We start from the raw sequence: 24,598 nt of genomic DNA on the forward strand, positions 1-24,598 counted from the left end.
CTCCACAAGGCTCATGCCTTTCTGAAACTGGATTTTGTTTTTGGCCATGACACGTCTCCTAATTCAAGGAAAACCAGTGTCGTAAGTTTAGACGAGAAGATAGCTTAGGTTAGGTGGTAATCAGGAAATAAAAAACTGTTTGCCTATTCAATTTGAAATAAGGAACTAAATTATAAGTCCATCCTCTAATTCACCTTAGTAAGGAATAAAACGAATCTAAATTTCGGAGTTTCAGTTGATTTTTTCTAAAGTATGCTCAGGCATGCCCTTTCCAACTATCAACCATTTTGCTTCTCATACTGAAAGAAGAGAAGAGGTGAAGAGATTTTGTGGCTTGTTTGAGAAAGTTGCTGCATGTCATGCTGTTGATAATATTCCACGAAATGTTAATAGAATGAATCCTGGAATACGTCAGCAGCATATTACAGACAGACAGGCAGAGCTTGTTAGTGTTAAGCAAAGCGTACGTACTGGTTTTTTCGAATTTGAAGATTCTTTAAGTGCTGGTGAGGGGGGTGGGAAAAAAATAAATGAAAGAGAAAGATTAAAAGTATTTATGGGGCACGTGATTTGTAAAGGAGTTTATAAGCCTGAGTTAAATGCTTGTGTTGAGCATTTTTCTCCTGATTCTGATCCTGTGGTTTTTCCCAAGGACTGTATTGCGAAAGGTCCACCAGGTATTCAAGGAGATAATTCGATTGATCTTACTACGCCAGAAATGCTTAGTGTGGGTGATCGCATAGGGATTTATAATAATGATGATTATCTCAGGGTTGTAATCTCTTATAAAGATATTGACCCGGTTATACTGAAGTCTTGGGAAGGCGCGATATTTGATGCGGTTGCCATGCCTGATTCAGAATTGAGTTGGCGCTTTGTCGCACACTATCGAAGAAATGAAAATGAAATGGTTGAGATGAATCCTCTATTAAGGGAGGATGGTGAGAGTTTAGGGGAGTTTTTTTTACCGCCAGATGGTGTGCAGGATATTGTTGGGGCTAACAGGGATGATGGCTTTAAACCACCTCTGTATCACTATTCTGGTGATTACAAGGATTACTCTGCATTGAAGAAGGGGGTCGCTGAATACTTTATTGGTGAAAATTATCAATATAGCCCGTTCAGCTTTGTTGTTATGAACGATTGTGACTGTCATATGGTTGCCGTCAGGTTAATTAAAGTTGGTGAAAGCGCTGTTGTTTATATTCATGAAGGTTTGTCCCCATCAGGTGTGGAGGCTAAAACTACCCGGGCATTTGTAATGGAGTGTATTAAGCAGGAACTTGGTGATTCTTTTAGAGATAAGGTAATTTGTCTAACGACTCCTGTTCCTGGAGAGGGTGAAAGACTCTTTCAATCGGACTATAGAAGCTGTGGTACCATTGCGGCAGACGCAATTATTGACTTCGATAAAGCCGGTGATGAAAGTCTGGATAGTTGGCTAGTGTCGATTGCAAGCAGGAAGGATCTTAGCTCTTGGGCTCTTGTTTGTCAGGAAAATGGTGAGTCTGATTTAAATAAGTCGGCGACAAAGCGACAAAGTGGCAAAATTAATGAGTTTTCTATACCCATTGATTTTATGCACCCCCTTCTGGTTAAGCATTATCAAGGGGGGCGAGAAAAACTGAGGTATTCTCAATTAAGAACGATTATTGATAATTCTGGCCTGACGCTGAAAGGTTACTATGAGATGTTATGTCAGTCAAAAGGCGGTCGTAACGTGTCATCGGCCTTCTGGACTTACCAATATATTTCATTTTGGACAAATATGATTGAGACATTTCAGTCAATTTCATTGGAGATGAGTTATAAAGAGGTAGTCTCCTGGTTGAAAAAATATCACGGCTTTGAAATTTCAGAGTTTGATTGGAAGCAACTTAAGTATTATGAGATATTCGTCGAGGAAGATCTAAATCTTAAGGATTGGAATCGTTGTCAATTTAGTAAATGGGCAAAATCTATTTCAAGGCTTGCAGGTTGGATCGATAAAATATCCTCCCCGGGGAAAATAGAAGAACGTGCCCGTGGTTTTCTTTATTCATGGTGCTGGTTTATAAATAAAAACAATAAAAATGGGGTTGAAGATGTTTGTAACCATTGGAAAAATATGCGCCCAGAAGATTTGGCTTCTGAAATAAAAAAAGCAGTAGACGCTGTAGAAAGAAATAATTACCCCCATCACGGGTTTCATACCGGTGTGTTGAGTGAGCTGCATGGTAAAGAGGTCAAGGAAGGTTCTTCTGTCGACTCCAGGGTGCCTGATTCTAATGAAAAGGATCATATGGAAGAAAGGCTGGTCGATGCAGTAAAACGGAAAAAGGTAACCCCTTCTCCAAAAAAGAAACGGAGAAAAAAAGATTGTGTACCTGATGGCAAGTTATTAAAAAATCAACATCAAGACCTGGTTTGCTCGAAAATGAAAAAGGCCCCATCATCTCACAGATCTAAATCGAATGCTGAACAGGTACATAAAAGCTCAGATTCAAAGGAGGAACTGAATATAAACCGTCTGAAGCACCAACAAGCTGCAGAGTTACCTGCATCAATAAATACGGGCCAAGCGATGGTTAAAACAGAGCCCTGTGAGGATGTTATCTCATTTAACCCCGGACCCGAGATTGAATGCAGAAACTTGTTGAGAGGTGATCATCTGCCTAACTTGTCATCATTGACCGATGTACTGGTTCCTAATGAAGCGGGTGGTGAAACAGCTCAAAAGCGTAAGCTTGTATCGGAAAGTCTTCACAGAGGGCAGAAAGCTTTTCGTCGAAATGAATACTTCAGGGAAAGCAGTACGAATCCTTCAAACTTTCCAGACCAGGCTAAAAACATCCCTTGGGGTGGACTGTTGCACGAGCGTCATGATCTACAGGTAGATGACTCCCTGTCTACACCGGAGGAATTGGTGAAAACGTATGCTGCTATGCATAGCCCAATTCGGGAGGACATCGATGGAGTGACGTCAGAACAATATACAGTACAGCCTTGTACAGCAATAGCAGAGAGGCAACAGACACTCTTCCCTCAACCATTCCTATGGGGCATGGGCATAACTCCGAGCTTACTTGTACCGGTAATCGTGCCAGGGATCTCTACCGTGTGTTTTTTATCAGTGAACAATCAGCAAATATAGGTAGGTAATCTGGGCTGTTGAATTTCATCCTGCGGAATCTTAAACAAAAGATTAGCCTAAAGTCTAAGATGCTCCTCTGCGTATATTTGCTACTGTGAGAGACGCACACAGTCCCTGGTGGCTGAAGATAAGAAAAACAATAATAATTTCAGGAGCGTCTTTCATGCCTGCTGGCTCTTCTCAGGATAATCCATCTTTTAAAAATCAAAGTGCAGCTGCCGCCTACTGGCGGGAGAATATACGGATATTACTTTCCTTACTGGTGATCTGGTTCGCCGTCTCATTTGGTTGCGGCATACTGTTTGTGGACCAGCTGGATCAGTTCAGCTTTTTTGGTTTTCCACTGGGCTTCTGGTTTGCACAGCAGGGAGCCATCTATACCTTTCTGATTCTGATTTTCGTCTATATCGGATTGATGAATCGTCTGGACAGAAAATACAACGTTCAGGAGGAGGAATGAGATGGCAACTCAAACACTGATCTTCCTATTTGTCGGCTTATCGTTTGCGCTCTATATCGGTATAGCCATCTGGTCCAGGGCAGGCTCAACCAAAGACTATTATGTGGCTGGTGGCGGTGTTCATCCGGTTGCCAATGGTATGGCAACGGCAGCGGACTGGATGTCGGCAGCTTCCTTTATATCCATGGCGGGTATTATCTCATTCATGGGACGCGACGGCGCCATGTACCTGATGGGTTGGACCGGTGGTTATGTGCTGCTGGCCATGTGCCTTGCGCCATACCTGCGTAAGTTTGGCCAGTTCACGGTGCCAGATTTTGTCGCTGAACGTTACTACTGCCAGACGGCGCGGGTTGTGGCCGTTATCTGCGTTATCTTTATCTCCTTTACCTATGTGGCCGGGCAGATGCGCGGTGTCGGTATTGTCTTCTCCCGTTATCTGGAAGTGGATATCAATGTCGGTGTCATGATCGGGATGGGGATTGTCTTTGTTTATGCCGTATTAGGTGGCATGAAAGGCATTACCTACACTCAGGTCGCACAGTATTGTGTGATGATTTTTGCGTACCTGGTGCCAGCGATCTTTATCTCCATGATGATTACCGGTAACCCAATCCCGCAGTTGGGCTTTGGCAGTAATGTCGAGGGTACCGGGCTCTCGGTGCTCGAGAAGCTCAATGGATTGTCTCAGGAGCTGGGCTTCGCTCAGTATACCGATGGCTCCAAGTCCACCATTGATGTGTTCTTTATCACCATGGCTCTGATGGTAGGTACTGCGGGTCTGCCACACGTTATCGTGCGCTTCTTCACCACCCCAACCGTACGTGATGCCCGTAAATCTGCCGGTTATGCGCTGCTGTTTATTGCTGTGCTCTACACCACAGCGCCTGCAGTAGCCAGCTTTGCCCGTATCAATCTGCTGCAGACAGTTTCTGAAGCTGAATACGAACAGCTGCCTGAATGGTTTGCCAACTGGGAAAATTCTGGCTTGATGGCCTGGGTTGATAAAAATGACGATGGCAAAATTCAGTATCACCCGGGGGCGCCGATTGACGGCAAGCCATCGTTTATTGAAGCCCGTGGTGACAGTGGTGAGCGACTGGTCAGCAATAACCAGACTGACAACGCCAATGAATTGTATGTTGATCGCGACATCATGGTTCTGGCCAACCCTGAAATCGCCAACCTCCCCGGCTGGGTAATTGCTCTGGTGGCTGCCGGTGGTCTGGCTGCGGCCCTTTCTACCGCCGCTGGCTTGCTGCTGGTCATTTCAACCTCCATATCTCATGACCTGCTGAAGCGGAATCTGATGCCAGGCATTACGGATAAGCAGGAATTGCTGGCGGCACGTATTGCTGCTGCAGCGGCCATTGGTGTAGCAGGCCTGGCAGGCATCTACCCACCCGGGTTTGTGGCGTCGGTGGTAGCCTTTGCCTTTGGACTGGCGGCTTCCTCATTCTTTCCGGCAATTCTTCTGGGTATTTTCTATAAGCGGATGAACCGTGAAGGAGCTATCGCGGGTATGGTGACCGGGTTACTGTTCACTGCTTCCTATATCATCTACTTCAAATTCCTGGGGGGGACATCGGATCAGTGGTGGTTTGGCGTTTCACCAGAAGGTATTGGTACTCTGGGTATGTTGATTAACTTTGCGGTATCCATGGTGGTTTGCCACGTCACAGAGGCTCCACCCCAAGCAGTACAGGATATGGTTGATGATATTCGTATCCCGCGCCGTGATGGCCAGGCATCAGCGCCTGTGGAGGAAGGCGAAACTGTTCGGGTATGAAATAAATAGATTATGAGAGACCACAGCCGCTTTCAGTATGAAAGCGGCTTTTTTGTAGGTTTGTTGATCTCGGCAGGCTCTATTGCAGTAAATACGAGAGTAAAATTTATCAGTCATTTTTACAGTGAAATGTATACGGAAGTAGAGCAATTATGAGTGAAGAGATCAATTTTCAGGATTTTCAGAAACTGGATATCTGTGTAGGACGTATTGTTGAAGTAGAGCGTCTGCCCAATGCAGAAAAGCTCTTTAAAGTGCAAGTGGACATTGGTCGAGACCGACTCTATCAGACCGTGACCAGTCTGGTGCCTTTCTATACTGAGCAGGAGCTTCAGGATAAAGAAGTGGTGGTACTGACCAACCTGAAGCCCGCCAAAATGCGTGGTGAGCTTTCTGAAATCATGCTGTTGTGTGCAGAAACCAGTGACGGCAGTGTCTGCAAGCTGCTGAAACCAGAAGTTACCATGGCTCCTGGAACACCGGTTTGTTGATGAGGCTGGGTGAATTCAAATAAGCCTTTATATCGTATTTGTAAATACAATACGACTGCATACCTTTAATTGGTTGAATAAATAAATGCTAGCGGTTGAACTTTAAAGAAAAGATCATGTCGTATTCTTTATGCTGGTTGTTATTGTTTACTTGTAGTGAAAATTGTTGATCCTGATTTTAAATGCTTAGGGAGTGCTGTCTTGGATTGTTTTGCTTTCAGGCGGTTTTGATGGACTCTTTATATACAGGGAGTTTATTTGGAAGAAATGAGTGTTATTCAAACTCTCTAGGAGAGGCTAGTGAAGGAAAAAAAGAAAGTCCAAAGAAAAGAAGTCCCTGTAAAAAAAATGGGAGTCCCAAAAAAGATATCCCCTGTGATGAGAATGTTTCTGGTAAGCTCAAGCCATTAGCTGATCGTCAGGCACAAACGGTTTCACCAAAAAAAACGGCCTTCTCGGAAAGTTCTGTCCAGCCATTGTCTGGAAGTGTGAATGCGCCTGATAAAGTTTGTTTTGTGCCCAGATTAACTCCAGCGAGATATGCTGATGAATTATGCAGAGCAAGCCATAGCCTGAGGGAGAATAACCTTCAAAGAACATTGTCAAAGGAAGGAGCAGTGTTTAATGGTGTTGGTTCATGTAAGAAAGATACGGATGTAGTGCCCAGGGGAGCTAAGAGAAGGTTGGATTTTGACAGCTCTGCTAACAGTTTTTCTGATCAACCGGTTAAACGATTTACTCAGGATAGCAGTAAATATAGGAAAACAGAAGCAAGCATTATTAAACTATTCAGCCTTGAAAAAAAATATGGAAATAAAGGAGTTGATATAGGTGGTGTTAAATTTGAATTACAGTTCACCCAGCATGACAGACAGCATTCTATAGCTCTGCAGCTATCTGAAATTAATGCTGTTGTTGATCGTAATCCTTATATCAGTAGAATTGTGCTTTTGGACTCAGGAGAAACTTATCATTTCCCATATTTTGGTTCAGTTGATACACCCTGTAAAGCAAGGGAAAGTATTATTACAACTTTTCCTCGAGATATGTTCTCAGTAGAACCTTGCCAGGTTATCCATTCATTTAGTTTGGGAGAAGATAAATCGACTCCTTTGGAATGCAGTAAGTATGAGGATGGAAAATATTTGATCGGCCAGCCAGCAAGAAGGAGTTGCGTATCTTCATGTGAAGCAATGATTCTAATGGATTTTGGGAGGTTGGATTTAGTCGATATTGACAAAATAAGAAATACTAATCTTTCCAGACTGGCCACGCTGAAACACGATCTGGAAAATAATGGTTTTCGCTGCACGGTACTTACTTTATCAAAAGGGATGTCTTCTGATGTCCATGAAAAAGAAACTATGGTACGAAAAGCGCTTGATATGAAAGCTGAAGGTGGAGATGCAGTTGTATCTGTTGATGCCCAAATAGGGGGGCATGTGGTCATGCTTGATGGTTTCTCAGAGCTTGCTGGTTCTGAAGGTGATACAAGTGAACCCTTTATCCATGTAAGAGATCCATTTAATAAACTTAGATTAAGAGTGAAAGCTGACTATATCTTTCAAATATCCTCTGAAGTACTGGTTATTCATCACCCAGGTTCAAGAACTTAAGTGTTTTGCACAGGTCTAAGAAGGTGGTTTTACGGCTTTTGGAGCAGTACGCGTGATTTTAAGAAAACTCTGTCTATGCCTGTTTTTAGTGTCGGCACTTGCCGATGCAATGGATGATCACCATAAGTTGTTGTTAAGCATGAAACATTACCTTGGTGATGAGGTGGTGAAAGAGATTAATTTCTATGGAACCGAGATTGATCCTAATGTCATGTCAAATGAGTACGGTCAGTTCAAGCTGACGGTTGATGGGATCGAAATGGATAACTTGAATGACTCAACTTACTGGCGGTTGAATAAACTCAGGCGTTTATTCAGCTATGATACGTTTTCTCAAGGCATTCAGCAGCTTGAGCCTGGCAAAGCCATGTGTAAACTCGGTGGCCCAGCGTCAGGGATTACTTTGGAAGCCCGTTATCTGACCTATCAGAACCATAAGATTGTTCATGATGAGATGAGGCCTGTTTATGATCGTGCACTGAATTGCCTCTTTCAGCGCAGGTACCAGCCGGTGGATGAAAATGCCCGGGAGGCTGCTCGAGGTGCATTGGAAACCCTGAGAACCCTTGGCGAATTAAGTATTGAGGATTAAGAAACGATTTTATCCTGTCAAAGTGCTGTGGGCGGGGTTTCTTATCCTGCCTCATTTACTTCAGTAGCTGGTTATTTTTGATGGAGAGTGAGGTGTTACTGGTTAACTGCTGTTGTCGTAATATTTTTGTCCGTGCTTTGCAGCAGTCAAATTTTGTTTTCTGGTTTCCGGACTGTACATTGATTTAATTGGCTTACGCATTATGTTTAATAAGGTTAGATTTTCAAAGAGCCTGTTTGCCTTATTTCTGCTTTTTGCCGTTAACGTTGCTTATTGTCATTCAGTGACAAACGAGATATTACATACCGACATAATCTCTTCAATCGGCCCTGGTAGTTTTCGTGAAACGGATGACCTGCTGTTCAATACGGATATTGTCAGGCTGAACTTTTCCCATGATACCCATGTTGAACATGCGAGCAATTTTTCCAGAGTAAATAGCTGGTCTTTAACTCACAATAAGCCAGTGGCTGTAATGGCTGATCTGCAGGGGCCTAAAATCCGGCTGGGGAATTTCTCCAATAAAGAAGTTCATGTACATAGAGGTGATATTTTCACGCTATCAACGGATACCAGTATTACCGGCGATCAATCAAGAGTCTCGGTGGATTATCCATTCTTGGTCAATGATGTGGTTCATGGTGATGTGCTGGTTATAGGAGACAACCTGGTAAACCTCAAAGTTTTACAGGCAGATGATGGTGAAATTGTCTGTGAAGTGCTCAATGATGCTGTTATTGGTAGCAGGAAGGGCATTAATAAAGTTGGAGGGGGGATTTCGGCTCCTGCATTCACAGAAAAAGATAAAGCGGATCTGACCATGGCTTTATCAATGGGGGTTGATTATGTAGCAGTCTCCTTTGTGAAAAGTGCACAGGATATTCTGGTGGTCAAAAAGCAGATAAACCAATTACAGAGTTCGGCAAAAGTAGTTGCCAAGATTGAAACCCGGGAGGCGCTTGATAATCTGGAGTCAATTATCGAGGCAGCTGATCTGGTGATGGTTGCCAGAGGTGATCTGGGTATTGAAATGGGTATTGTTCAGGTTCCTTTTCTGCAGAAAAAGATAATACAGATGGCCAGAAGTTATGGTAAGAAAGTGATTGTTGCCACCCAGATGATGTCCTCTATGATGACTAACCCAACCCCGACAAGAGCAGAAGTCTCTGACATCGCCAATGCGGTTTATGACGGTGCAGATATGATTATGTTTTCAGAAGAGACAGCTGTGGGAAAGTATCCGGCACTTGTTGTGCAGATTGCCAGAGATATTATCAGGTCAGCCGAAGGCTCAGCTGAAGATCTTGCCGGTTCATTGCATTTAAACGCCCGTTGAAGTTAAGAAAAGGCGTTTAGATTGGTCGGATATTTGAATGAGAGCTAATCCATTCGAGCATTTCTGATCTATCTCTAATATTAAGAGAACCGTAGGACTGAGTGATATAACCAGATTTCACCAGTATGCCAACAGCCTTATGGGCTGAAAGCAGTGTCACTCCCAGTATATCTGCCAGGTCAGACTGGCGGATCCGAACGCTGTTACTCTGCTGCTTTTCTGCTTCTGACAATAACAGTTTGGCGGTTCTGACAGGCAAAGACAGACGACGCATATCATCCAGTATTTCCAGACTGGTATGCAGTCGGATCGCCAGCGAAGAAAGCATGAAACTGGTCAGTTCAGGGAATTGGGTGCTGCACTTCTGATACTGTGGGGCGGTTAACTGAATAACTTCGACCATTCCATTAGCTTCGGCATGATGGGTTCGTGGTAGCCCGGCAAATACCGTAAACTCCCCAAAAGTTTCTCCCTGTTCAAGAATGCCGGTTAAACAGTACTGGCCATCAAGGCCATAATTCCCGATTTTGACCTGCCCTCGGTAGACGACAGATAACCCAGGCGTATTATCCCCGCGGGCATGAATAACCTCTCCATCCTGGTAAGTCAGGCAACTGCCATAACCCTTCAGCTGCTCCAGTAATGTTTCTGGAAGGAAGTGGAGATTTCCTGTCTCCATAAAATACTCTCTGAATTACATAAAACTATATATTTGGTAATTTCAGCAGTTGTTAACCTGCATGACAAGAATAATAACAATAAGGTTTGGATGTATGAGTTATCAGGCTGTGATCATGTTGATCTTTCTGGGCTTCGCCATTATTGAGGGGATAAAGGGGAGTTTCTTTTCAAAATCCAGTGAAGTCAGTGATGACTGGCGGGTAGAGCTAATCAGCACCGTTATTTTATTGGCTGCAACCCAGCCCCTTATCCTGTTTCTGGTTGACCAGCTGATGTTTTTGGGATGGCCACAGCTGAAAGACAGCCTGGTAAACGTTCCGGTGATCTGGCAGATCGCCTTGTTTCTGGTGTTTGATGACATGATGCAATACTGGTGGCATCGTGCCAGTCATACCTTTATTCCACTGTATAAGCTGCATCGTGCTCACCACAATGCCCGTTATATGAGCGTCCGCATTGTCTATCGAAACAATCTGTTCTTCTATTTTATGATGCCCTCCATTTGGCTTTCCGGTGTTCTTATCTACCTGGGGTTTGGCTGGGTCTATGCCGGTTATCTTATTGTGAAACTGACCGTGATTATCGGGGCCCATTCAGAATGGAAGTGGGATGCTGTTTTGTATCGGCATAAAGCTCTGCATCCAGTAGCCTGGGTTATTGAGCGCATTATTTCAACGCCTTCTACTCACTCGGCGCATCATGGGCTGAATAATGAGGATGGTATTACTCATTACAAAGGCAATTACGGAAACCTCTTGTTCTTCTGGGATGTGTTGTTTGGCACAGCAAAAATTACCCGACAGTATCCAGAAGAGTATGGCGTCAGTGGTATGTTGAAGTCAGACTGGAAAGAGCAATTGATCTGGCCTTTGTATAAAACTCCGAGAAAGCGGTAACAGAATCCGAATAAGCCAAAAAAAGGGAGCCAGCAGGCTCCCTTTTTTTGGATCAGGCGCTATGAACGGGCTTCAGCCGGAATGCATAACGATAGGGCTGGGCCGGAAGCTGATAATCTTTCGGCGGCAGTGATCCCCAGGAGTTCTGACCGCCGGTACCCATCTGGGCCAGGTCAATATTCCAGGTGGTCAGGTTGCCGGGCTGAACATCAATACCGTGTTTACGGGTCATAGGCGTTAAGCCTGAGGCACCCATGCCGCCAACATCCGCAACAAAGTCCAGCTCTTCCGCCGCGAATGGCCAGGCACTGGTGTTCAGCAGCTGGTCCTCGGCCATGGCTTCCAAACCAAATCCATCACGATCCATCAAGCGTACCCAGCGAACATCGGTTTTATTACCGCTTTCCTGAGGTCTTGGGTAAGCATGGAACTGCTCCCAGGTTGTGCCGCCGTAAATACCGGCTTTGGCACCCTTGCGATCCGCGTAAGTTTCAACAGGGCCACGGCCGAACCACTGCATATACTGGAATTCTGCTGGCAGCGTCAGCTGTGTGCCAACCCGCATCATCATTGGCAGTTCTCGATTGCCTGGTGTGAATTCGGTTTCAACCTTGATCTCACCATCGGCAAAAATGGTGTAATTCAGGGTGTACTCACAGGCAACGGTAGGCAGGTTGAAGTGGGTAGATACTTTCACTTCGTGAGTAGAAGGTGCGGTGACCTCAATGAAAGACAGTTGACGTTCTTTTGCGGCATTTCTCCAGATATCGGCCCATTCAAAGGCTCTGGCGCCCAGGTCGTTATCGGTCAGTCCTCGCCAGAAGTTGGGTTCAAGGCCGGTGCAGATCATATTACGACCAGCTACTGAGAACTCGGTCATCTGGCCCTTGTTACGATCAAAATGTACCGTAAAGTCAGCACCAATGATTTCAATGGTTGCGTCAGTCTGATGAAGCTCCAGCGTCTGGTGGTCGTCGATAGCGGGCTGCTGATAAACAGGTCGCTCAGTGATGTTGAACTGATCCCAGGCATATTCATAGCCAGAACCAACAAGGGCCTCTTCATTCCTGCTGACTGCGCTCAGGGTAACCAGATACTCTCTATTATCATTCAGTGCCAGGTTTTCCAGAGATACCGTCAGTGTTTCGCGCTGATCAGGAGCAACGGACACAGTGCCCAGGCTGCCTTTTGCTACTTCATGACCATCAGCGGTAATCTGGTAACGGATTTCCAGGTGATCAAGGCCAATAAAGTCGTAGCGGTTTTCTACCTCGAACTGACCCGCTGTTGCGTCAACCGCATGGAAGCGTACAGGCTGATACACTTTCTTCACTTCGGCCATATGAGGATGTGGTGTCCTGTCAGGTGCCACCAGACCATCATTCATGAAGTTACCATCGGTTGGCATATCCGGATGGTAATCCTTGCCGTAACCCCAGTACTTTTGACCTTTTTCATTGGTCAGCTCCAGGGCATGGTCCATCCACTCCCAGATAAAACCGCCCTGCAGGCAGTGGCTGTGATCAATGATCTTCCAGTAGTCGTTGAGGATACCGACTGAATTACCCATGGCATGGGCATATTCAATCATGATCATTGGGCGGCCGTCGTTCTGCTGAGCAAACTCTTCCAGGCGCTCGAGCGTTGGGTACATCGGGCAGACAATGTCGGTATAAGGTGCTTCACCGGCTGGCTCATATTGCACAGGACGGCTGCTGTCTTTCTCTTTCACCCAGTTGTACAGGGTTTCAAAGACACAGCCTTTGCCTGCCTCATTCCCCATGGACCAGATGATCACACAGGCGTGGTTCTTGTCCCGCTCTACCATGGCCTGCATGCGGTCCAGATGCGCCGGAATCCAGGACTCGGTATTACCAATCTGGGTTTCCGGTTTCAGAGCCAGTGGATGGGATTCGATATTGGCTTCATCGACAACATAGAGACCATGTTCATCACAAAGCTGATACCAGCGGGAATGGCATGGGAAGTGACTGGTACGCACCGCGTTGATGTTGTGCTCTTTCATCAACCGGATATCAGTGAGCATATGCTCTTCGGTTGGGACGTGACCCAGTGTCGGGTGCAGCTCGTGGCGGTTCACCCCTTTGATTTTGATGGCTTTGCCATTAACGGTCAGCTGACCATCGATGATCTCTATATGACGGAAACCGATCTTGTGGCTGGTGGTTTCGATAATCTCACCCTGCTTATTGGTCAGGGTCATCAACAGGGTATAAAGGTTTGGTGACTCGGCACTCCACAGGCGTGGGTTGGCCACTTCTCCGGCAAAGTTCAGGTTCTGTTCAGTGCCTTCCCGGGTGAATGACTCGGTGCATGCAATGATCGGATCAAAGCCTCTGGCATCATCCAGCAGCTGTGCCTTGAGAGTGAGCTGTGCAGCATCGCTTTCGTAGTGTTTGATATCAACGCTAAGGTTGAATGCCCCCTGGGTAAAGGTCGCATTCAACTCAGGCTTGCAGTGGAAGTCGAAGATACGGCTCTTGCCTGTGGAATAGATAAAGACTTCCCGCTCAAGCCCGGACATATCGAGCATGTCCTGCTTTTCCAGGTAGCTGGCGTTGGACCAGCGGAAGATCTCCAGGGCAATGGTGTTTTCACCCTCACGGACATAGGCACTGATGTTGAACTCGGCCGGGTTCTTGGCATTCTGGCTGTAACCGACTCGCTGACCATTAATCCAGATAAAGGTGGCTGTTCGGGCTCCCGCCAGTTGCAGGAAGATTTCGCGGCCAGACCAGCTCTGATCCAGAGTAAATGTACGACGATAAGAACCTACAGGGTTGTAGTCTCTGGGCACTTCCGGCCATTCGGTGGTAAAGGGAAAGCGTTCATCCAGGTAGATGGCCTTATCAAAGCCCTGGGCTTCCCAGTTACCGGGAACTTGAATACTATCCCAGCCGGAAGCATCAAAGCTTTCCTGATGGAAACCTCTTGGACGGGACTCTGGGTTGGTGGCGCAGTTGAACTGCCACAGGCCATTCAGTGAGAGATAGTTGCCGGCTTTTTCGGGTTGATTATTGATCGCCAGGGATTCATGACTGAACGGAAAGGCGTGAGGTCTTGGTGCTTCTTTATTGATGCCATTGATACGGTGATCTTCCATAACCGCCGGCACATGATTGATCTCTTCGTACAGATCGATGACCTTTTGTTCGTCACCTTTGCTGGAAAAAACGACTGCGCTCATACAAAAATTCCGGGTCAGTGAAGCCATCCGCCAGCTCTGCTGGCTGATGGCTTTATACAAATGGTTGAAAAGGTTGTCTGTTATCAGGAGAAAGCGGCGGCAGTAGTTCGAGCCTGACTTTCAGGCTGCTGGCGCTTCAGGTAACGGCTGTACCAGAGGTTGGCGGCACCCAGGAAGATCACTACACCAGAGACGTTGTAAAGCAGTACCTGCATGATGTTGCTGCCGGTTGGGAAGGTGGCGGCCAGGAAGCCAATAGTGAAAATGGTCAGCAGCATGACGGTAATCACCACACCCACTTTGGCAGAGCCCATGCGGAAGTCACGTTCGATATGGTCATGCTTCAGGCGGAGCATGATGTAAGACGCCATGATAAATATCGGTGGCAGCATCGCAGTAGCTGCCGTCATATTGATGGTGGTATTCATCAGTTCCTGGGCGGTTTCACTGCCCAGTGCAGGGATGAACATCAGCGGAATCACGATAAAGAACTGGGCCCAGGCTGCACGTTCAGGCACACCGTGCTGGTTCAGTTCGGTCGTTTTCTCACCGTAAATACCTTTGGGGATTTCAGAGAAGTGAATTTTTACCGGAGTGGCAGACCACATCAGCAGGCTGCCAAACATGGCGATAAACAGAACCACACCAACAATGCGGCCGGTAATAACGGTTGAGAAACCGTAGTGATTGGCCAGTCCGGTAAATACTTCCACCATACCACCAGTGAATGAGAGTTCAGCGCGTGGTACGAACACGTTGATCAGCAGGGAACCGGCTGCGTACATCACGCCAATGAACAGGCCTGCAGCAACAATGACCTTAACAAAAGTTTTAGAACCACCTTTCACATCGTTCAGGTAAACCGCAACACTTTCTGCACCACCGGCAGCCTGAAAAATCCAGCACATAATGCCCAGAGTTGCCCAGTTGATGGTTGGGGTCAGAGCCTCCATGGTGATGGGGTCTGCTGGCTCAAGTCCACCAACCAGCGCTCCGCCGGCCAGGAAGATATAACCGAGCGTCAGGGCCAGAACAACAGAAGCAACTACCGAAGTGATCTTGCCCAGCCAGCTGGCTCCACGGGTAGACACAAAAGTAGCCAGGGCAAACAGTGCGGTGGAGAGAATTGCTGTAGCCATGGGTGAGAAAGTTTGCTCGTAACCCAGCAGTGCATAAGACGCATAGGCAATAACGTTGGGCAGGAGCGAAGTAAACCAGAACAGGTTTACAAAGAAGTAGGTGAATGAGCCCAGGTAAGCCGCGCGGTCACCCAGAGGGGTCTTCAGCCAGTCGTACATGCCGGACTCGGAGTTTTTATTGGCGGAAACAAACTCGGCAACGATGAAGACAAACGGGATGAAATAGAAAATCGTGGCAAAAAGGAAGATGGGGGCAGAACTGAGGCCCAGCTCAATATTGTTGTTCACAATATTACGAACGTTGAATACTGCGGTAAACGTCAGGGCCAGCAGGGCAAATTTGCCTATGGTCCCGCGGTTGTTTTCACTCATGGTCGCTCCGCCTGGTATTTTTATCGAACAGTGTGTTTGCTTATGTTTTTGCGTTTATTTTTACGCAAATTTTTACTTGGCGTGATCCTAGCGTTGTTATGTTTGTTTTTGTTTGATCGAGATCAAGTTTTGTTGGAGGGGTGATTAAAAAAGTTGCTCGGCTGCTGGAGGTGTGCAGAGGTTAACAAATGATCACGTGGGAGGAAGTGTGAGGCTCATGTGCGAGCCTCCGAAAGGAAAGGGGTGGGGATTTATGTTGTTCCGCGATGTTTGAGTGTTGCTGGTATGGTCATGCACAAAGGTATACGACGCTCATCGCGAATCTGGTCTGAAAGCAGGTTTACCGCCTGAATGCCCATCAACTCTGATTCCAGCCGGAAGGTAGAGAGGGGGGGGAAGGTAAAGCGAGCCGTAGGGATGTCATTGATGCTGATCATTGAGATATCTTCAGGAATGCGGACATTGCTTTCATGAAGTGCTCTTAATACACCAATGGCAATGGAGTCTGAGGCGACCAGAAACGCTTTTGGATGATCTTCTTCCAGCATCTCTTTGGCCAGGCGGTAGCCTGAAGCGCTGGAAAAGTCACCGCGATAAATATCTCCGGCGTTAACCACTTTACGGGACCGGCCATACTCCAGAAATGCAGATTCTCTGACATCTATGGTTTTACCGGCATCCTGCCCACCAATAAAGCCGATGCGCTGATGGCCCTGTTGCATAAAGTAATCAATGGCATGTTGACAGATCCGGGCAAGGTCGGTGTAAACGCAGTCAAACTCATTGTGTTGATAATCGACACAGACGATTGGCAAGATGTGCTTTTTGCTGGTGGCTTTCAGCGCATCGTCGTTTTCTGGACGTGCCCCCACCAGAATGACACCATCAATCCCGTCAGCTACCGGTTGCTCAAATGCATCATATTGGCGGGTTAACTGAATGTTCAGCTTCTTGCACTGCAGCTCAATTCCGTAACGGATGGAGAGATAATAAGGATCATTGATTTCCACCGCTTCGGGGTAGCCAAACCGGGCAAGAAACTGATAGCTGGTCGCTTGTGTTTCTTTGCGGCTGCGGGTGGTCCGGTACTGCAGCTTTTCGGCGATTTCAAAGATGGCGTGGCGGGTTTCTGCTTTTACGCTGATGGATGGGTCGTCATTCAACACCCTGGATACTGTGGATAAAGAGACCCCGGCCTGTTGGGCAATCTCCTTTAACGTGGCCATGTTTACTCCGGCATAAATAATGTGCTGAATATTCTGGGGAGGAATGTATCACAGAATTCTGAAACCAGGTAAAAATAGTAAAATTTTACCTGGCTGATGGAAAGACATCGATTATTTAAACCGATGTTAGCTGCTCACGGCTTCTTAAGGAGAGTGGAGTATATAGAGCTGATAATGCAGGTTGCCGCTGCCAGCAGGTAGATTGAGAAAATCACCACCATCCACTCGGCCATATTCAGGGACAGGAAAGTCCAGTCATCGGCACCGCAGATTCCTGTGGGCATGAACATGGAGGGCCACCATTCATAAAGCGGCAGGTCGAAAGGGAAGATCGGGCGGAAGCTGCAGCTGGACGTAAACGGGTTAAATTCGGCGTAGTCTGCAGTTTGCGCAATGGCTTCCTTCAATCCATACGCTGCTCCAGCGATCCAGAGACTGTAGCCTGTGATTCTCAGCAGCGGGTTGGTTGGTGAAACGGTGATAACCAACGGAGCAAACATCAATACCAGTACAGCAAGCCGTTGATAGACACAGCGCTCACAGGGATCCATATGCAGAATATACTGAAAACCCAGGGCGCAAAGTTCCAGAAAGAGCGCTGTGGCAAACATAATGAGCCAGGTGGCTCGTAAATTCTGCCAGCCATGAATGGTTTGCAGAGGACTGTCTTTCAAGTTTTGAAAGAGGCTCTTGGAATTCTGTTCAGCAGCCAATGGTCGGGTCCCTCACGAAGTTACCTCTGGTTTTCCGGTTGGAAAACCGGAAAACCATCAGCTCTGTTTTATTTTGTGTCTTCCACTGGAAGTTTGGTCAGGTAGGTAATCAGTGCGTTCAGATCGTCGTGGGACTTCAGACTGCCCATATTGATCAGGTAACGGTTATTTACCATAAAACTGGGAACGGCATGAACGTATTCTCCATACTGATTCCAGTCCAGCACGGTTTTCATGACCATCAGGTTATTCTGGTTAGCCTCGAAGTCAGACTGTTTCAGCCCGGCCTTCTCCATGGTCTGGAAGAAGTCCGTATCATTCCGCCAGTCACCCTTGCGCTCCACATGAATGCGATTGAACAGTGCCTGCTTGACGGAGTTATGGCGTGGTGTGCCCTGAGTCATGGCCAGGGCCATAGTGGCCTGTTTGGCATACGTACCCATAAAGTTCATGTGTGCCTGCTTGAACTCAATGTTCTGCTGGCCCAGCCATCCTTTCAGGGTAACCAGAGGCCCTTTTTCCCACTGATAGCAGCCACCACAGTAGATGGAAAACAGTTCGGTCACGGTTGGTTTTGTATAAGGGGTTAGCCCTTTAACGACTTCATAATGGGTTCCTTCCTGAAACCGGCTCGCATTTTGAGTGCTGTCCGTTGCTTTGGCAAAAGCCATCATCGGAAATGCAAACATAAGTACCAATAACAACTTTTTCATCGGTATTATTTTCCTGTAGTCCTGTTCAACAGAGTGATTATAGAGAGGTTAACATTGTCTACCAGACAGTCATACCAATCGAACTTTCTAACGTCCTATTGCGCTGAAGATTTAAGCCTTAATCCTGCGTTGGCGATTGTCGCCATAGCTTAGGCTATGACTCCTCACGCCGCCTTGGCTTAAGGCTCGAATCTTCATGCTCACCACGGGCGTTAGAAAGCACGATTGGTATAATCTCAGTGTCTGGTAAAGGTATTGGTTATTTTTTAGCCTTTTCTGCTTCGCTGGCCGCTTTTGCCGCTTCCATGGTCTTCAATTGGGCTTCAATCATTTCAGGCGTTTCCAGGGTAATGCGACCCAGCTGGCCATCTCGAAATTCATTGATCAGAATTTCAGACACCTTATGGGTATCGGCAATACCTCCCCGGCGCATACAGCCTCTGCGCTGACCGATCATATCAAACAGTTCAATACCGGTTTGTGGGATTTCCTTAAGCTGGTAACGCTGCTGAAGTGCATCGGGGTAATGCTGCATCATGAACTCGGCCAGATACATGGCAACGTCTTCAAACTCGATCACTGTGTTTTTGATCGCACCACTGATGGCCAGGCGATAGCCACAATCTTCAGGGTCAAGCTTTGGCCAGAGGAAGCCGGGGGTGTCCAGCAGCACAATATTATTGGGCAGCTTTATCCGCTGCTGCTGCTTGGTGACCGCTGGTTCATTACCGGTTTTAGCCACCGTCCGGCTGGCCAGAATATTGATGGTGGTGGACTTGCCCACATTGGGAATGCCAAGAATGATGGCCTTCAGCTGGCTGACATCCAGGTTTCGCTCAGGAACCATGGCAGGTGCCATATCCAGAATACTGCGAATCTTGTCCGGCTGCTTCAGGTTGACGGCAATGGCTTTCATGCCGGAAGTACGGTTGATATGGTCTACCCACTGCTGGGTCACAACCGGGTCCGCTAGGTCGCTCTTGTTAAGAATCTTGATGCAGGGCGTGTCTCTTCGCAGGGAGGCAACCATCGGGTTCTCGCTGCTGAAGGGCAGTCGGGCATCCAGCACCTCAATAATCAGATCCATCTTTGGTATCACTTCGCGGATCTCTTTTTTGGCCTTGTGCATATGGCCGGGATACCAGTTTATTGCCATCGTTGGATCTATCTTGCCTTAGTGAAAACGAGCTATTTTACTATGTATCGGGTGCGCCAAAAACCACCAATTTTAAAACAATCAGTTATATAAAGTGGTGGTGGTCTGCCGCGATCGTGCTGTTTGGCAGTAAATCAGAACTTGCTTTTGAGTGATGTCTCCAAAGTGCAGGCAGAATCTGGAAGTGTCCCTGGACAGAAAACGGCCTGTATCTGTTAGGGGGTGTTACCAACTGGCCATTCAACCAGTTGGTCATACAATCACTCAGGCAATACCCAAAGGGCATAAAGGCGAACGGCGCAGGACATGGTGGTTCCCTGTTCAAGGCGTTCAACACGGCATGAGTGATTGTATGACCAACCCGAAGGGCCACCCATTATTTGCACCATACAGCGTTGCTCACTGCTCATGTGGAACAACCACACTACGCAGCTCGCGCCTTTATGCCCTAAGGGTATTGTCTGGCGTAAATAATGGGTGGCTGGTTGTATGTCCAGTTGGTAACACCCCCTAGCTATGTGTATTTTCCAATGATCGATAGCAGGTCTTCAACATGGAGGGCAACGTAATCAGGCTTATGCTCCCAGTTATCCGGCTCAGAATGGCTATATGCGGCAGCGACTGAAATAACTCTGGCACAACTCCCCAGTGCTGACTGTAGATTACGCGCAAACTGGGTATCCGCTTCATGGTCACCAATGTACATAATCAGTTGGCTGTTGGTGTGACCAAACATGGTTTCAAGGCACTGTATGCCACCATATGGTGCCGGCTTTTGGTGGTCACTTAATACATCATCATAGCCAATCACGGCTTTGAAGGGGCTCTCTATACCATTGAGCTGAAGTACATTGCGTATATTTCGTTGAGAGTTTTGGGAGCAGATCCCGTGGGAGAGATGTGAAAATTGCTGGATAATGCTGGTGATGCCCTCAAAAAGCCTGACGGGTGTCTGGTTCTTTTCCTGATGTTCTGCCCACATACTGCCAGCCTGGAGCATCTCTTCCTGTGTCATCCCATAATAATTAACGTATAAATCCTGCCAGTTCTCTGCAGCATGATTCGCTTCATGATATGCGCTTTCACTCTGCAAGTGCTCTGGTAGGTTATCTCCAGTCAGGTGTGGAGCAACAATGGATAGGATCGTTTTTGTAATACTAATATTCTTTGGTACTGAGTTGACCAGTGTTCCATCGTAATCCCACAGTACTGCATCTAACTTCATGATCTGATTCATTCTTCCGCATATTTAAAAAGATCTTAAGCGTTGTACTCCGGAGTAAGCCAGAATACAACGTGGACTTTATGCTACTGGTAATATGCAGTCACTACTCTATAACAGTATTTCGCAGGGGCTTTAAATAATTTAAAGACAGGAGCTGTGCTGTCTTGAGTAATTAAATCACAGGAGTGCGAAGTTCAAGGTACCTTTCTACAGACTAACCTTGCCTGCAGTTAACCACCAAAGAACAGTAGATACAAATAACGCCCAGGCGCAAAAGCCCCAATACCGGTACCGACCAGACCAACATAGGCACCAATTGAATAAGCCTTATGTCGTTTGATGTTATGACTACGAGCTGCAGATACAGAAATGACTACACAAATGATAATCCATGCAGAAAGTAGATGAATGGGACCAAAACTGCTCCAGATGGGAAAGTGGCTGCTGATCCAGAAAGAGGAAATAGCCGTGATCAGCATGGCAACCATCCAAGTGCGGCCAAGATACCGATGCAGAGGTGTGCCTTTTTTCATCATCAACTGAAGTGTGCCTGTGAGCAGACTATAGATTGCAGCTAACAGGTGAATTGCTATTGGTGTTGTCATCACTCATCAAAACCATCGCATGATATTGTTTTAACAGGGCCTTTGTGGAAGTGTTTTAATAGATAACACCAACACTTTGAATCCCTTTACTGTCCCTCAAATAATAGGCGATCCATTTCAGTCCTCTTTTTTGCAGGGGCTTAACCGGTCTCCCTGCAATTTCCTCTGCTTCTTCAATCACCTCAAGATAGCTTTTGCCCAGGAACTGCATTTGGTAAGTGCCAATGACCATTCCAGTCCGGTCACTGCCAGCCTTACAGTGAACAAAAATGGCTAAAGGCCTGCTCCGCTCATGGTTGAGTAAGCTCCTGAGCCTGTCAACGAGGCTGTGTACATCGCCGATAAAGGGCAGGTTGAGCATGATGTGGAGCAATGACTTTGGGTAATGGTCAGGATTGGAAACTGCGCCATAAACCGGATAGTGGATCAGGTGTGCCAAGTCCGGGTTGGTATGGGTAAAGACCTGTTCGTGTTTCAGTAAATGGCTTTCATTGAGCTTGCTGATCAACGAAATATCAAGAATATAGATGTCTTCGGGCAGTGTTGTTTCGAGTTTTTCAATACTTCTCTGGTTCATGGCGTCAATGAGTTCTTTATAGGCAAACTGGCCCTTGATAATTGGCATGTCGCCCCGGAACAGGTAGTTTCCGGAGACCGGATTGTAGTCAACCAGCCTTAGCTTCCGGGGTGTGAACACCACTTCTTTATCAGCTTTGGAAACTGTCGACGATGAGTCCACGGGTATCGAGAGCTGTGGGGCCGTGTAACTCACCGCTGAAAAAGAGAGCAGAAGCAGTACTGGGATGAGCCGTCTGAAAATATTCATGATGAACTACATTTTGAGTGGAATCTGATATCAGACTGTTTTCTTTGTTGAGAGTTTCAAAGGGCTTTTGAAGTAACCTCTGGTACATGGTTTCAATGAGTTTGACGTGTTCAGCAGGGCGCACAGTCTGGTTTGTAAAGCGGTTAAACTCATTGAAACCATTTACTGGATATCACCGATGGTTGGAAGCCTTGTTACCTCCCTCAGGTAGTAGGCGTACCACTGCAAGCCATGTTTACTGAAGGAGCTGATGTTTCGTCCGGCGACCTCAACGGCATTCTGATAGGCTTCATGATAGCTTTTGCCTTGAAAACGCAATTGATAGGCAGCGATCACTTCGCCGGTACGGTCAAAGCCCGCTTCACAGTGCACATAAATGATGACGGGTATGTCCTGATTTTTATTCAGCCAGGTACTGAGGTTATTGATCAGACTTTCCAGTTTGTCCTTACCCCACTTTTTGGAAAAGTGTTTGCGCCACTTGCGGTGCGTATGCTTGACACTGATGGGGATGCCGTAAATAGGACGATTAATCACTTCTCCCAGTTCCGGGTTCTGGGCAAAGAAGCTGCGCTCTTTTTCCAGATGTCTTTTCTCACTCTTTTCAATGGAATTGACCAGGGATACATCAATGATTTTTACGCTTTCTGGTAATAATGCACCCAGTTCCTCCTGACTGCGCACATTCATAATGCCAAGCAGCTCATCATAGGCAAAGGTTTCACTATTAAGAGGCATATTGCCCCGAAAGAGGTAGTTTCCTGTTTGCTCATTGTATGCAACCAGATGCACCCGCTCTGGTTTGAAACTACCACCCGTTTCATTCTGGTAGGAGGTAGCCAGCCCTTCTGTGCTGAGAAGTATTTCTTCTTCTGTGGAAAACACCTGATGTGACTGTGCATTGATAATAATGGAGAAGGCAAGAAACAGTGTGAACAGCATTGGGGTGTGCATAGGCAAACCTTTCTATACTTTATCTGGTTGTTCCTTGATATCTGCAGATGTTGGCTGCGTCATTAGGCTTATTCTTTGAATAGACGATGACTTTTAAAGATAATCTTATGAATGATTTTCGAGAATAGGCCATTTTTGCTAAGTACCTGATCATATGAAATCGAATATTTCTGGCTTAGTGGTTAGTTACTATGCAAGGCTCAGCGGAGTCAGCATAGCCGTAGCTATGTGATCGTAGCTGTAACGCCGCAGAGTGGCTGACCACTGAATCAGAAAATATGATTTCATATGGTTAGGTACTTATAGGCTCTATTCTCAGATAGCCTTATTTGAAATGGCTCAGTTATTAAGACGTTTTCCCAGGCTGATGACGTGGTCCGTCTTGTAACCCAGTGATCGGTAAAACCTCAGGACCTGTTGATTGGTGCTGCGAACCTGCAAGTTGATCTTTGGGCAGCCTAACCTTGAGAGCTTGTTTTCCAGGTGCTCCATCAGGGCTTTCCCAAACCCGTATTTTTGCCATTGGGGGTTAATGGCCAGATAGTTCACCCAGCCTCTATGTCCTTCATAGCCGCCCATTACGGATCCAATGACTTTATTATCTATTTCACCAACCAGAAACAGCCCGTCATCGTTAGCTATTTTTCGTTCAATATCTTTCTCAGGGTTATTTTGTGCAGTGGTCAGACCGCATTGCTGCCAGAGGCTGATAACGGTTTCTGTATCTTCAAGCTTGAAGGTCCGTATCTTCATTTCTGGCTTTGTCTTCTGTGTAGAGCTGGCATTTGATAGGGAATCAACAAGCGCTGTTCTGATTCGGGACATTCGATAACTGTTGGCCCATTGTCCATCGCGAAAGGAGTCACACTTGCTTTCACCTTCTATCTCAAAACCAAAGCCCTGATAGAGGGCAATAGCCCGGGAGTTGTCTGTATAAACGTCTAACTCGATCCGCACCAGATTCAACCAGCTGTCTGCAAGCTCCACCATGGCCGCCATCAGCTGTTTACCGATGCCTTTTCCCTGGGCATTTGGATGAATGGTAATACCAAAGCTTGCGCAATGTTTACGGCGAGGGTTGTCCTGTATTCGTAACCCAAGGTGGCCAAGGATTTGCCCTGATGATTCGGCGACCAGTTGTATATGGTTCTTGTCGTCCATACTGAACAGACTGTCCCAATAATCCTGAGAACGGTAAGGGATCTGGCTGGTCTGGCGGGTTACCTCGGGATCGCGGAAAAATTCACCGACTGCTTTCAGGTCCGAGACCTCGGCATGTCTGATAACTGCATCCATGACATATTCTCTATTGCGTTTGTTTTATAAAATTATATGAGAAAACGCGATGTGCGACTTTGTAAGAAGCTATCTCAAATTACTAGCATGATGGTAAGTCCAACTTAAATCTTCAAAATCACACAACTATACGCTTTCCGTTTTTTTAATCTTCGGAAATAAGGTTCTCAA

The 24,598-nt window shown here is 46.5% G+C and carries 21 protein-coding genes; 8 read left to right on the plus strand and 13 right to left on the minus strand.

The annotated features are described in order from the left end of the window. The first annotated feature begins 262 nt into the window (after positions 1 to 262). The 7 genes from AK963_RS12800 to pyk all read left to right on the plus strand — a co-directional run bounded on the left by AK963_RS12800 (position 263) and on the right by pyk (position 9,417). The gene (locus tag AK963_RS12800; RefSeq protein WP_066015847.1) at positions 263 to 3,133 is read left to right on the plus strand and encodes a hypothetical protein; all 2,871 of its coding nucleotides are present in this window, start codon (positions 263 to 265) and stop codon (positions 3,131 to 3,133) included. Positions 3,134 to 3,296: 163 nt separating this feature from the next. Next, complete coding sequence (locus AK963_RS12805; RefSeq protein WP_066015848.1) at positions 3,297 to 3,593, plus strand: DUF4212 domain-containing protein; 297 nt, start codon at positions 3,297 to 3,299, stop codon at positions 3,591 to 3,593. Position 3,594: 1 nt separating this feature from the next. Beyond that, a complete protein-coding gene (locus AK963_RS12810) occupies positions 3,595 to 5,382 on the plus strand; it encodes a sodium:solute symporter family protein (RefSeq protein ID WP_066015849.1) in 1,788 nt (595 codons plus the stop codon). 152 nt (positions 5,383 to 5,534) lie between these two features. Continuing rightward, positions 5,535 to 5,873 carry a tRNA-binding protein gene (locus AK963_RS12815; protein ID WP_066015850.1) on the plus strand — a complete coding sequence of 113 codons (339 nt, stop codon included), beginning with the start codon at positions 5,535 to 5,537 and terminating at the stop codon, positions 5,871 to 5,873. A gap of 230 nt (positions 5,874 to 6,103) precedes the next feature. Beyond that, the gene (locus tag AK963_RS12820) at positions 6,104 to 7,489 is read left to right on the plus strand and encodes a hypothetical protein (protein WP_066015851.1); all 1,386 of its coding nucleotides are present in this window, start codon (positions 6,104 to 6,106) and stop codon (positions 7,487 to 7,489) included. 52 nt (positions 7,490 to 7,541) lie between these two features. Then, positions 7,542 to 8,081, plus strand: a complete 540-nt coding sequence (locus AK963_RS12825) for a hypothetical protein (RefSeq protein WP_139117388.1) — start codon at positions 7,542 to 7,544, stop codon at positions 8,079 to 8,081. 283 nt (positions 8,082 to 8,364) lie between these two features. Further along, complete coding sequence (gene pyk / locus AK963_RS12830) at positions 8,365 to 9,417, plus strand: pyruvate kinase (protein ID WP_238593718.1); 1,053 nt, start codon at positions 8,365 to 8,367, stop codon at positions 9,415 to 9,417. A gap of 16 nt (positions 9,418 to 9,433) precedes the next feature. On the opposite strand, the gene AK963_RS12835 is transcribed toward pyk, so the two are convergent. Further along, a complete protein-coding gene (locus tag AK963_RS12835; RefSeq protein WP_066015853.1) occupies positions 9,434 to 10,096 on the minus strand; it encodes a Crp/Fnr family transcriptional regulator in 663 nt (220 codons plus the stop codon). A 94-nt stretch (positions 10,097 to 10,190) separates the two neighbouring features. Between AK963_RS12835 and AK963_RS12840 the strand changes: the two genes are divergently transcribed. Continuing rightward, positions 10,191 to 10,994 carry a sterol desaturase family protein gene (locus AK963_RS12840; protein WP_066015854.1) on the plus strand — a complete coding sequence of 268 codons (804 nt, stop codon included), beginning with the start codon at positions 10,191 to 10,193 and terminating at the stop codon, positions 10,992 to 10,994. Positions 10,995 to 11,046: 52 nt separating this feature from the next. Here the strand turns inward: AK963_RS12840 and lacZ are convergent, their stop codons facing one another. The 12 genes from lacZ to AK963_RS35340 all read right to left on the minus strand — a co-directional run bounded on the left by lacZ (position 11,047) and on the right by AK963_RS35340 (position 24,427). After that, on the minus strand, positions 11,047 to 14,202 hold the full coding sequence (gene lacZ / locus AK963_RS12845) for a beta-galactosidase, LacZ type (protein WP_066015864.1): 3,156 nt from the start codon (positions 14,200 to 14,202) through the stop codon (positions 11,047 to 11,049). Between the two features lie 83 nt (positions 14,203 to 14,285). Continuing rightward, a complete protein-coding gene (locus tag AK963_RS12850) occupies positions 14,286 to 15,713 on the minus strand; it encodes an amino acid permease (RefSeq protein WP_066015855.1) in 1,428 nt (475 codons plus the stop codon). A 251-nt stretch (positions 15,714 to 15,964) separates the two neighbouring features. Continuing rightward, a complete protein-coding gene (gene ebgR / locus AK963_RS12855; protein ID WP_066015856.1) occupies positions 15,965 to 16,939 on the minus strand; it encodes a transcriptional regulator EbgR in 975 nt (324 codons plus the stop codon). Positions 16,940 to 17,073: 134 nt separating this feature from the next. Continuing rightward, on the minus strand, positions 17,074 to 17,652 hold the full coding sequence (gene dsbB, locus AK963_RS12860) for a disulfide bond formation protein DsbB (protein WP_083232620.1): 579 nt from the start codon (positions 17,650 to 17,652) through the stop codon (positions 17,074 to 17,076). A gap of 68 nt (positions 17,653 to 17,720) precedes the next feature. After that, positions 17,721 to 18,365 (minus strand): thioredoxin domain-containing protein, encoded by a 645-nt coding sequence (locus tag AK963_RS12865; protein ID WP_066015857.1) that lies wholly within the window; start codon positions 18,363 to 18,365, stop codon positions 17,721 to 17,723. A 259-nt stretch (positions 18,366 to 18,624) separates the two neighbouring features. Then, the gene (ylqF, locus tag AK963_RS12870) at positions 18,625 to 19,521 is read right to left on the minus strand and encodes a ribosome biogenesis GTPase YlqF (RefSeq protein ID WP_066015858.1); all 897 of its coding nucleotides are present in this window, start codon (positions 19,519 to 19,521) and stop codon (positions 18,625 to 18,627) included. Positions 19,522 to 19,781: 260 nt separating this feature from the next. After that, on the minus strand, positions 19,782 to 19,931 hold the full coding sequence (locus AK963_RS33245) for a hypothetical protein (RefSeq protein WP_175404509.1): 150 nt from the start codon (positions 19,929 to 19,931) through the stop codon (positions 19,782 to 19,784). Between the two features lie 104 nt (positions 19,932 to 20,035). Then, positions 20,036 to 20,746 carry an HAD family hydrolase gene (locus AK963_RS12875; protein WP_066015859.1) on the minus strand — a complete coding sequence of 237 codons (711 nt, stop codon included), beginning with the start codon at positions 20,744 to 20,746 and terminating at the stop codon, positions 20,036 to 20,038. Positions 20,747 to 20,976: 230 nt separating this feature from the next. After that, the gene (locus AK963_RS12880; RefSeq protein ID WP_066015860.1) at positions 20,977 to 21,351 is read right to left on the minus strand and encodes a DUF2306 domain-containing protein; all 375 of its coding nucleotides are present in this window, start codon (positions 21,349 to 21,351) and stop codon (positions 20,977 to 20,979) included. A 55-nt stretch (positions 21,352 to 21,406) separates the two neighbouring features. Further along, positions 21,407 to 22,177, minus strand: coding sequence for a protein-tyrosine phosphatase family protein (locus tag AK963_RS12885; RefSeq protein ID WP_066015861.1), 771 nt, complete (start codon positions 22,175 to 22,177; stop codon positions 21,407 to 21,409). A 162-nt stretch (positions 22,178 to 22,339) separates the two neighbouring features. Then, positions 22,340 to 23,131, minus strand: a complete 792-nt coding sequence (locus AK963_RS12890; RefSeq protein ID WP_066015862.1) for a dual specificity protein phosphatase family protein — start codon at positions 23,129 to 23,131, stop codon at positions 22,340 to 22,342. A gap of 339 nt (positions 23,132 to 23,470) precedes the next feature. After that, complete coding sequence (locus AK963_RS35340) at positions 23,471 to 24,427, minus strand: GNAT family acetyltransferase (RefSeq protein ID WP_083232621.1); 957 nt, start codon at positions 24,425 to 24,427, stop codon at positions 23,471 to 23,473. Between the last annotated feature and the right edge of the window lie 171 nt (positions 24,428 to 24,598).

The sequence above is a fragment of the Endozoicomonas atrinae genome (assembly GCF_001647025.1).
Taxonomy (GTDB): domain Bacteria; phylum Pseudomonadota; class Gammaproteobacteria; order Pseudomonadales; family Endozoicomonadaceae; genus Endozoicomonas; species Endozoicomonas atrinae.

Coding starts and splice junctions, on each gene's coding strand:
- AK963_RS12800 (WP_066015847.1), top strand. CDS start 263: ATGCCCTTTCCAACTATCAACCATTTTGCTTCTCATACTGAAAGAAGA.
- AK963_RS12805 (WP_066015848.1), top strand. CDS start 3,297: ATGCCTGCTGGCTCTTCTCAGGATAATCCATCTTTTAAAAATCAAAGT.
- AK963_RS12810 (WP_066015849.1), top strand. CDS start 3,595: ATGGCAACTCAAACACTGATCTTCCTATTTGTCGGCTTATCGTTTGCG.
- AK963_RS12815 (WP_066015850.1), top strand. CDS start 5,535: ATGAGTGAAGAGATCAATTTTCAGGATTTTCAGAAACTGGATATCTGT.
- AK963_RS12820 (WP_066015851.1), top strand. CDS start 6,104: ATGGACTCTTTATATACAGGGAGTTTATTTGGAAGAAATGAGTGTTAT.
- AK963_RS12835 (WP_066015853.1), bottom strand. CDS start 10,096: ATGGAGACAGGAAATCTCCACTTCCTTCCAGAAACATTACTGGAGCAG.
- AK963_RS12840 (WP_066015854.1), top strand. CDS start 10,191: ATGAGTTATCAGGCTGTGATCATGTTGATCTTTCTGGGCTTCGCCATT.
- lacZ (WP_066015864.1), bottom strand. CDS start 14,202: ATGAGCGCAGTCGTTTTTTCCAGCAAAGGTGACGAACAAAAGGTCATC.
- AK963_RS12850 (WP_066015855.1), bottom strand. CDS start 15,713: ATGAGTGAAAACAACCGCGGGACCATAGGCAAATTTGCCCTGCTGGCC.
- ebgR (WP_066015856.1), bottom strand. CDS start 16,939: ATGGCCACGTTAAAGGAGATTGCCCAACAGGCCGGGGTCTCTTTATCC.
- AK963_RS12865 (WP_066015857.1), bottom strand. CDS start 18,365: ATGAAAAAGTTGTTATTGGTACTTATGTTTGCATTTCCGATGATGGCT.
- ylqF (WP_066015858.1), bottom strand. CDS start 19,521: ATGGCAATAAACTGGTATCCCGGCCATATGCACAAGGCCAAAAAAGAG.
- AK963_RS33245 (WP_175404509.1), bottom strand. CDS start 19,931: ATGAGCAGTGAGCAACGCTGTATGGTGCAAATAATGGGTGGCCCTTCG.
- AK963_RS12875 (WP_066015859.1), bottom strand. CDS start 20,746: ATGAAGTTAGATGCAGTACTGTGGGATTACGATGGAACACTGGTCAAC.
- AK963_RS12880 (WP_066015860.1), bottom strand. CDS start 21,351: ATGACAACACCAATAGCAATTCACCTGTTAGCTGCAATCTATAGTCTG.
- AK963_RS12885 (WP_066015861.1), bottom strand. CDS start 22,177: ATGAATATTTTCAGACGGCTCATCCCAGTACTGCTTCTGCTCTCTTTT.
- AK963_RS12890 (WP_066015862.1), bottom strand. CDS start 23,131: ATGCACACCCCAATGCTGTTCACACTGTTTCTTGCCTTCTCCATTATT.
- AK963_RS35340 (WP_083232621.1), bottom strand. CDS start 24,427: ATGGATGCAGTTATCAGACATGCCGAGGTCTCGGACCTGAAAGCAGTC.